This is a genomic window from Candidatus Electronema sp. TJ (assembly GCF_048287355.1).
GTDB lineage: Bacteria > Desulfobacterota > Desulfobulbia > Desulfobulbales > Desulfobulbaceae > Electronema.
Genome location: NZ_JBLWEP010000093.1, coordinates 1 through 9634, shown reverse-complemented (window position 1 = coordinate 9634; position 9634 = coordinate 1). Strand labels below are relative to the sequence as shown.

Annotated in this window: 4 protein-coding genes and 1 pseudogene; all 5 read right to left on the bottom strand. The window is 57.5% G+C overall.

Annotated elements, in window-relative coordinates; all coding sequences use genetic code 11:
- Positions 1–359 precede the first annotated feature (359 nt).
- The 5 genes and pseudogenes from ACNKID_RS07945 to ACNKID_RS07925 all read right to left on the bottom strand — a co-directional run bounded on the left by ACNKID_RS07945 (position 360) and on the right by ACNKID_RS07925 (position 9000).
- The gene (locus ACNKID_RS07945; protein WP_417912903.1) at positions 360–1556 is read right to left on the bottom strand and encodes a type III PLP-dependent enzyme; all 1197 of its coding nucleotides are present in this window, start codon (positions 1554–1556) and stop codon (positions 360–362) included.
- Positions 1557–1789: 233 nt separating this feature from the next.
- Complete coding sequence (locus ACNKID_RS07940; RefSeq protein WP_417912902.1) at positions 1790–4585, bottom strand: EAL domain-containing protein; 2796 nt, start codon at positions 4583–4585, stop codon at positions 1790–1792.
- Between the two features lie 143 nt (positions 4586–4728).
- A complete protein-coding gene (locus ACNKID_RS07935) occupies positions 4729–6489 on the bottom strand; it encodes a multiheme c-type cytochrome (RefSeq protein WP_417912904.1) in 1761 nt (586 codons plus the stop codon).
- A 210-nt stretch (positions 6490–6699) separates the two neighbouring features.
- Positions 6700–7053, bottom strand: a pseudogene (locus ACNKID_RS07930) (group I truncated hemoglobin); the annotation flags it as partial.
- Between the two features lie 339 nt (positions 7054–7392).
- The gene (locus ACNKID_RS07925) at positions 7393–9000 is read right to left on the bottom strand and encodes a multiheme c-type cytochrome (RefSeq protein WP_417912901.1); all 1608 of its coding nucleotides are present in this window, start codon (positions 8998–9000) and stop codon (positions 7393–7395) included.
- Positions 9001–9634: the final 634 nt, after the last annotated feature.

Below are 9634 nucleotides of genomic sequence, written 5' to 3'. Positions count from 1 at the left end.
AGATGAGCCATCCGAGACTTGGGATAAGCCAGCTATCTTTCAGGCGAGCCATCCCTAACTTGGAATGCGGCATCTGTCCGACAGATGAGGCATCCCAGACTTGGGATGAGCCATTTATCTTTCAGGCGAGGCATCCCAAATTTGGAATGCGGCATCTGTCGGACAGATAACCTGCCAGAATTTTTGTTGCTCCAAGCGCGGCAAGGAATCTGCATTGTTCCGGCAGCAGGCCTCGCTCAAAAAAGAGGCGGAACATCTTTCGCCCTCTTTATGCTGGAAGTCTGATCAGCCGGAAATGAAAATCAGGCGGGACACAGCCGCGCCATCTTCATCAGACAGCGCGGCAGAGGGCGGCAGAATTACGGCAGCAGGTCAGTCGGCCCGTTCAGCACGACGATCTTGGCCTTGGGGAAGAAGTTGAACTCGGAGGCGGAAGCAGCGGTGTACGCCCCCATCATCCGTCCGATCACCAAATCGCCGTTCTTCAGCTTGGGCAGCATGATGTTTTCAGAGATCACATCAATGCTGTCGCAGGTGGGTCCGGCCAGCACTGCGGGGAACAATTCGCCCACGTTGTGCAGGGCCTGCACCGGATACACCGCATGGTCGTAGATCATGCCGCTGAAAGAGCCGTAGAGGCCGTCGTCCAAATAGTACCACGTCTTGCCGTCGCGCTCGGCCTGACCCATGACCGAGGCCACGGAGATAATTGCCGGAGCGACGATGAAGCGGCCCGGCTCGGAAATCACATCCACGCTTTCCGGGAATTCGGCCAGTGCCGCGCGGATGGGCACGCAGAATTCCTCGATGGACAGGACTTTGTCAATATAATGCACCGGGAAACCGCCGCCGATGTCCAAGGTGTTCAATTTGGGCAGGCCCAGCGCGGTCGTCCGCTGGAAAACCTCGCCGCAGGTGCGGATGGCGGTGACATACTTCTGCGGGTCAGCGGTTTGCGAGCCGACATGGAAGGACAGTCCCTTGATGCGGATGCCGAGCCGGTGCGCCTGCTGAATCAATTCCAAAGCGCCTTCCGGGCTGCAGCCGAACTTCTTGGAGAGATCGGAATATGCGTCGGCGTTGCGGAAGCTCAGGCGGATGAGCAGTTCGGCCTCGTCCCGATAGGGAATGAATTTCTCCAGCTCGTTGCTGTTGTCGACCACAAAAACCGTGCAGCCGTACGCCAGTGCGTGACGGATGTCTGAATCCCGTTTGATCGGATGGGTGTGAATAGTCTTCTCGCCAGGAACTCCGGCTTTCTGGACTAAATCAACCTCGCCGTTGGTGGCCAGATCAAAATTCGCTCCTTCCTGGAGCAGGGTTTGCACCACTGCCGGATGAGGCAGCGGCTTCAGAGCAAAGTGAGCGGCAGCTTCAGGCAATGCCTGCCTGAGAGCGCGGTACTGACGGCGGATGATCTCGCAGTCAAGCAGCATTACCGGTGTGCCGTGGAGGGCTGCCGCAGATTCTATCTGTTCGCGCTCAGAAATTTTGCTGATGATTTCGGAGATGCGGACGGATGTGGCGGCAGGCAGCTTGGGCAGAATGACAGACATAGGACCCCCCTCAAGTTAAAGTTTGCAGAGATAAAAAAACCTCAACTCTCTTGCTCCTGACAGTTGCTCTGTCATTGCTCGCTTGGGGCGATTCTGCACGGATTGGCTATCAGCAAGAAAAGGCAACCATAATAAATAAAAATAGCCTCCTTTGCAATACAGAATGGACTGTCAATATTTTTTTGAGAAGAGTGCTTTTTTTTTCAGAAGGAGGCTGCGGCGCATCTCGCTGATCATTGGGGGAAAATCAGGCGGCGGGTCAAAGCGGCGAACTCATCTGGCGGCAGAGGCTTGCTGAAATAATATCCTTGCGCTTCATGACACTTTTTTTCCCGGAGAAACTCAAGCTGCTCCAGCGTCTCCACACCTTCAGCCACCACCTCCAACTGCAGGCTGCGGCCCATTTGAATGATCGAAGCGACAATCGCTGCGTCATCCGAATCTTTGGCCAGATCGGCGATGAAAGACTGGTCGATTTTAATGCTGTTGACCGGGAATTTTTTCAAATACGCCAGCGAAGAATAGCCGGTACCAAAGTCGTCAATGGCGATGCGGATGCCCAGCCGCCGGATTTCATGGAGCAGCTCAACCGCCAGCTCCGGGTCCTCCATCACCGCGCTTTCGGTGATTTCCAGCTCTATCAGACTGGGATTCAAGCCGGTTTCTTGCAGCGTGCTGCTGAGCAGAGCAAGCAGATCGCGGTTCTCAAACTGGCGCGGAGAAATATTGACCGCCACCCGCCGCAGACCCAAGCCCTGCTGCTCCCAAGCTTTGATCTGACGGCTTGCGGTTTTCAGGCACCATTCGCCCAGCGCGGTGATGATGCCAGTTTCTTCGGCGATGGGAATGAACTCGGTCGGCGAGATGATGCCTTCAACAGGATGCAGCCAGCGGATCAAGGCTTCCGCGCCGACGATTCTGTTCTCCTCAAAAGAATATTTCGGCTGATAATAGAGGACAAACTCCTCATTGTCGACTGCATGACGGAGATGTTTCTCCACGTTCAGCCGGTGCATGAGCTGTTCATTCATATGCGAGCGGAAATGCTGGAAGCTGCCGTGATCCCGCTCTTTAGCAAAGTGCAGGGCCGTGTCTGCGTTGCGGATCAGAGTTGCAGTGTCCAGTCCGTCGTCAGGATAGAGGCTGATGCCGATGCTGGCGTTGATGAAAACTTCCTCGCCGTCAATGTGGAAAGGCTGCTGGAGGAGATGGATCAGCCGCCGGGCCAGATGGCCTGCGGACTCGCGGAATTTGATCTCCGACAGGATGACCGTGAACTCGTCGCCGCAGAGCCGGGCCACCACATCACTCTTGCGCACTCCGCCTCGGATGCGTTTGGCCGCCTGCGCCAGCAGTTCGTCGCCCGCCTTGTGGCCGAGCGAGTCGTTGACGGTCTTGAACCGGTCGAGGTCTATGCAGAACAGGGCCAGCGGCATGTCACGGCTCTGGCTGCTGCTCATTGCCTGCTCCAGCCGTTCGACAAAGAGGGCGCGGTTGGGCAGCTTGGTCAGCGGATCATAAAACAGCAGATTTTTCAGTTTGCGCTCAATGCGTTTTTTTTCGGTGATGTCGTTGAAGATGCCGACATAGTTGACCGCAGCTCCTCCGCTGTCGCGGATGACGCTGATGGTCAGCCATTTTTCAAAGACCTCGCCGTTTTTGCGGCGGTCCCAGATTTCACCTGACCACGAGCCGGTTTCCAGCAGCTGCCGCCACATCTCTTCGTAAAACTCCTTGTCGTGGTGATCGGACTTGCAGATGCGCGGATTCTTGCCGATGACCTCCTCCCTCGTGTAGCCGGTAATTTCCGTATAGGCATCATTCACATCTATGATCAGAGCTTCGGCATCGGTGACGACAATTGCTTCCTCAGTATTTTCGATGATTTTTTGATCCAGCCGCAACCGCTGTTCCAGCTGCCTGCTTTCGGTGATGTCAGTCTGGATGCAGCCCACGCAGCTTGGATTCTCCTTGCCGCCGTCGGGCAAGGTGAAGCAGGAAGTGAGGAAGGTGCGGGTGCCGTCTTTCAAGGAAATGCTCTCCTCATATTCGGTCACGGTCTCGCCGTCGAGGCCGGATTCCTTCAGCCGTCTGCTGACGTAGGGCATGATGTCCGCCGCCGACTTGCCGACCACATCCTTTTTATTGATGCCGAATATCTCCTCGAAACGGCGGTTGACCAGCACGAAGCGGCCTGAGATGTCTTTGAGAGTGACGGCGGAAGGCGAGTTTTCAATCAGGTCGGCAAGCTGCCTGCGGGCTGCGTCCAGTTCGTCCCGGCTGCTGCGGAGCTGCTGGATTTTTCCTCGGCATTTGCGGAGAAACAGGCCGAGCAGGAAAAACAAAGCGGCAAGGCGGAAAACGCGCCAGAGCCACCATGCGGCTCCCCATTGTCCGGCAAGAGGAAAGCAAGCCGCTTCGGCGGCGAACAGGAAAGCGCAGCAGGCGGCAGGAAATTTGCCCTTCCATGAAAAATGGAACCCGGCAAGCAAGAAACCGCCGCTTCCGGCCAAGTGAAGCGGCCAGATCAGGTGATCGGCGGAAGGCAAATAATCTGAAAACAAGAGCAGGGCTGCGCCCGGCATGGCGCAGCAGGCAGCGGCAAGACAGGGCAGCCAGCTCAAGGCCGGATGCCGGACAAACCGTTCGGGCAGCAGGCTGAAACCCATGAGCAGGCCGCCGACAAGGGCAGCTGCGCTGTGCAGGCAGCCTGCTGCGGAAGCACCTCCGGCGGCGTTGAAACCGTCCAGCACGCCCATGCCAGCCAAGGCCGCCGCAAGCCAGAGAATGCGCGGATCCTCCCGCTCGGCATGGCGCATGAGCATGAGGAACAAGGAGGCGAGCGTCGCGGCCACTGCGCTCCAGCCAAACAGGATGGCCGCCAGCGGCTCATGGACGAGCCGCCAAGCCCCGGCGCAGCAGCCGACAATGAAGACCACGCCCAGCGGAACGCCTGCTCCCAGCAGCAGGGCCGAGCCTGCTGTCAGCAGCTTTCTCTTCCTTAGACCTCTGCTTTCCTGACCGCGCATGAAAACATTTTATTAAACGGGAATCAGCAGAACTTCGCCATGCAAAATTATACCGGATTGCCAGCCGCTCCGGGCAATAAAAAACCGGCATCCTGTGAGGGATGCCGGTTTCTGTCGCGCCGCCTGTTCAGCGGCCTGCGCCTTTACCGTCTGCCGAGCACATCCTCACGGACGCTTTCGGCCACCCGCACCGCCACTGCAATCATCTCCTCTTTCACACCCAGCTCGCGCAGCGCGTCGCCGAAGTGTTTGATGATGATGTTGAAATGGGAGTCAGTCAGACCTTTCTCCTTGACCAGGCGGGCATGAGCAGCCGTCAGATCCCGACCCTTGTAGGGCAGGCTGCCGCCGAAGGCGAAGTTCATGAACGCCTTCTGCATACGGCGCTGGGTGTCCATGTCAATCCCTGCAAAGAAGTGATTGACCGCCGGATCCGCCATGACCTTGTCGTAGAAGAGATCAACCGCCTTGTTCACCGCCTCCTCTCCGCCAAGCTCCTTGTAGAAAGCATCGGCAGCAGTCTTGGCTGTGTCGGCGCGGTCCTGCACTTTCGGCCTGGACGGTGTGCCATGTGTGCTGAAGGTCACGGTCTTGTCCACCATGTCCACCACAGGCAGCGGGTTCGGCACTTTGTCAAGCCCGTAGATCTCCTTCAGGTCAAAGCCCTTGGGCAGGTTCTTGAACAGCTTCTCGGCGATCTTCTGGCTGGCCACCCGCCAGCGCAGTCTGGCGTGGAAGGTGATGTCATGCTTCTTCAGATCGCTGAGGGTGGAGTAATAGACATCCCGGTAGCCCTTGGGCGGGATGATGTCGTGCCGGGAGAAGGAGACGATCTCCCACGGGTCAGCGGCGAAGCTCATGTCATGAGCCATGCCGTCGGAGTTGAACATGTAGGTGTTGTCATCCAGCTCGCCGTCCTCTTTGAGGAAGCCGCTCCGCAGCACTTCCTTGCCGGTCTCATCCTTGGCCACCACTTCCAGCCACATCTGGCGGATGTTGGTCAGCGAGGTGGGCAGGGCGTGACCGCAGCGCTTGTTGTGCACCCGCACCTTGATCTTGGTCAAGTAGCCTTCCTCGTCGTAGATCGGGGTGATGTCCATCTCTGCGGCGAGCTGAAGCCTAGCCACAGCCATGTCGTACTTCTCCTGGGCGTTGGCGGCCAGCTTCTTGTCGCCCATCTTCTCCGCCCGCAGCTTCTCCAAGAGATACATGGTGAAGTTGGCACCGTTGAAGAAATGGCGGTACTCCTGCCGACGCGGCTTCTGGAAGGTGTCGGCGGAACGCTTGAAGGTCGCGATGTCAACCATGTGGCAGTCCTGACACTGAATGCCCTTGGTCGCGTAGATGCCCTTCTTCCACTCGTTGTAGGTGTGCTCGATGGGGAAATGCTCTTTATAATGGAAGACCTGATGGCAGCCTGCGCAGAGTTCGGCCCGCAGATGCAGAGGAGACTCCACGCATTCATGGAAGCCGCCGCCGCAGCCCTCATAGTTGGGGAAGGGGCCGTACTTGGTGCGGACATTCTCTCCTTTGGCGTTCTTGTAGCCAGGAGAGAGGACATAGGAGCCGTTCTCCGGCTCGCGGGACGGAGTCTCCCAATGCGTGTGCCTCTTGATCGAATGGCAGACATCGCAGGACACACCCGCCTTGGCCAGATCTGCGAGCTTGGAGAAGTCAAACTCTTCTTTCTCTCCAGGCATTTTGCCGGAGACCACCGCCGCCGCTGTGTGGCAGCCTTCGCACTGCTTGGTGATCTCCCTGCCCACCGCCTTCACGCCCAGCATCAGCTCGCCCAGATAGATCGGATCACGGAAGGCCTGCGCGTGCATGGATCCCTGCCAGTCCTCATACTGCTGCGGATGGCAGCCCGCGCAGGTGAAGATCGAGGGAACCTCGAACGGCACCCCGTTGTCCTCAAAGGCGATGTTGGAGGGATAGTACTTATATTTCTTCCTCAGCGTGTCATGGTCGTAGCGTGTATAGGGCACGCTCCAAACATTGGCCAAGTCTTTGTCAATCTCGTTGGGATTGTTCGCAACAACTCCGGGCTTCGGCGGCGTGTAAGGAGGCACTTCAGCCGGTTTGCCCGGCTCAGGCTTGGCCGCCGCGTCTGTTTTGCCGAGCACGTCATTGCGGACGCTGTTGGCCACTTTGGCGGCGTGCGCAATCAGCTCGTCCTTCACGCCCAGCTCCTTCAGCGTCGCTCCCAGATGCTCAAGGATCACGTCAAAATGACTGTCATTGAGACCCCGTGCGACCAGATGCGCATGGGCGGCCTTCAAGTCTCTTCCCTGGTAGGCATTCGGGCCGCCAAAGGCGAAGGTCAGGAACGCCGTCTGCATGGCGATCTGCCGGTTCATGTCCACGCCTTTGAAGAACCCGTTGACCCGCGAGTCGGCCAGCACCTTCTTGTAGAACCCTTTCACTGCCGCGTCAATGGCAGGTGCGCCGCCAAGCTGCTCATACAGGGATTTCTCCTTCTGTCCGGCCGGGGCGGCAGCACTGTTCTGACCAGCCTGGCCGGCAGGATCGCCGGCAAAGGCGAACGCGCCTGTCATGGCCATCGCCGCTGCGAGACAAAGCGCGATGCCCGCACGTTTGTGCTTCATGGACTCCTCCTTTTTGAGTGATGAATGAAACTGCTTTTTGTAGTACCAGCAGTCCCTATTATAGGGGAGCAGGAAAAAAGGTACAAATTTTTTTTCTTTCAGGTGAGAGAAGAGCGGGAAGGGCAGGAAAAACAACGGCATCCTCCAAGTGACGGAGGATGCCGCAGGCAGGACGCTTGAGCAGGAGGAAGGCTGCGCCTACTTGACCTCTTCCGGTGTGCCCTTGGTCTTGATGGTCAGGCTCTTTTCGGTCATGTCAACCACAGGCACGGTCGGCACTTCCTTGAGGCCGTAGATCTTTTCCAAGTCCACACCTTTGGGCTGATTGCTCAGCAGCTTGGCCACCACCTTCTGGCTTGCCTGGCGGAAGCGGAGCTTGGCGCTGAACTTCAGCTCATCCGCCTTGGCCTCGTTGACAAGGGTGTAGTACACGTCGCGGTAGCCCTTGGGCGGAATGGTGTCATGCCGGGAGAAGGAGACCACTTCCCACGGATCAACAGCGAACTTCATGTCGATGTTCATGCCGTCGGAGTTGAAGTTGTAGGTCTTCGGATCCAGCTCGCCCTTCTCGTCCAGGAAGCCGCTCTTGAGCAGGACGTTGCCTTTCGCGTCAGTGATCAGCACCTCAAGCCACATCTGGCGGATGTTGCTGAGGGAGGTTGGCAGATTGTGGCCTGCCCGCTTGTTGTGCACCCGCACTCTGATCTTGGACAGATCTCCCTTGGCGTTGTAGAACGGCTCAACCTCCAGCTCGGCTGCGGCCTGCAGACGCTGCACAGCCATGTCAAACTTCTGTTTGGCATTGGCCGCCATCTTTTCGTCGCCTTCCTTCTTCGCCTTCAGTTCAGCAAGGAAGTACTGGACAAAATTGGCACCGTTGAAGTAATGCCGGTACTCGCCGCGCTTGGGCAGAACGAAGGTGTCAGCCGAGCGTTTGAAGGTGTCGATGTCGACCATGTGGCAGTCCTGGCACTGTACGCCTTTGACGGAATAGATGCTCTTCTTCCACTCCGCATAGGTGTGCTCGATCGGGAACTGCTCCTTGTAATGGAAGACCTGATGACACCCTGCGCACATCTCGGCCTTCTTATGCAGAGGCGACTCGACGCACTCGTGGAAACCGCCGCCGCAGCCCTCGTAGTTGGGGAAGGGGCCGTACTTGGTCAGCTTGGTTTCTCCAGTCTTCTCATCCTTCCGGTTGGGAGAAAGGATGTAGGAGCCGTTCTCCGGCTCGCCGGTCGGGGTTTCCAGGTGCGTCGCCGCCTTGACAGAATGGCAGATGTCGCAGGACACGCCCGCCTTGGCTAGATCGCTCAGCTTCTCAAAATCAAACTCGCCCTCAGTCTCGCCGAGCAGGAAGGCTCCGGCTGTGTGGCAGCCTTCGCACTGCTTGGAGACCTCCTTGCCCACAGCCTTGACAGCCAGGTTCAGCTCGCCCAGATAGACCGGGTCTTGGAAGGACATGGAGTGCATGGAGTTCTGCCATTCGTCATACTGCTGGGGATGGCAGCCCGCGCAGGTCATCAGCGACGGAGCGGTGAACTTGGCATCCTTTCTGGTCAGTGCCTCGTCCAGCTTCAGCATCGAGGGATAGTTGGGAAATTTCCCGATCCAGTCTTCAGCTTTGTAGCGGCTGTACGCAGGCACTGCAGCAGCAGGAGCCACGGGAGAAGGGACGGCAGGAGCCGCTGGAGCAGGAGCGGCAGGCTCTGCTGGAGCCGGAGCCTCCTTTGCCAGCGCATATGAAGAAGACAAGGCGAGTCCTGCGCTCAAACTGAGCGCCAAGCCGATGCGGTTTCGTGTCATGATTCCTCTCTTTTTAAAGGTGTTGACGAGAAGCATTCTCAATGCTGTCATGGGGTCATTATAGGATAAGAAAAATGAAAAAAGAAGGGAGCTTGAAGAGAAATTTGCAGCCTACCACGACGTAGCAGCGAGGCTGTCTGCTTTGCTGAGTAAAAATAACTCAGTATGAGATAACCTGCCTGCTGCGCAGCCAAGGCCGGAAGAAGCGGGAGCCGTCATTGTGAACGAATAAGAGAACACTTGCGGCTGCTGGTTCCGCAGCGCGTTCGTGCGGCGCTGCTGTCCTTGAATGCAAGGGCTGCATCAAGCATGTATACGAAGCAGGGGCGAAAGATTTTTCGCCCCTGCGCAAGCTGCTGTTTGCGCAAGAGATGTGACAGACGTAAGCAGAGTATTGCCCGGCTGCCTGCTGGCTGGATCTCTGACTGCCTACTGGTATGCACTCCGGCTGCGCACTGGTATGGTCTCCGGCTGCGCACTGGTATACTCTCAGGCTGCATACTGGTATGCACTCCGGCTGCATACTGGTATACTCTCAGGCTGCATACCAGTGAGAACTTCGGCTGCATACTGGTATGGTCTCAGGCTGCATACTGGTATGCTGCCAGAAAAAAGACCGGGCTGGTCAGAACCG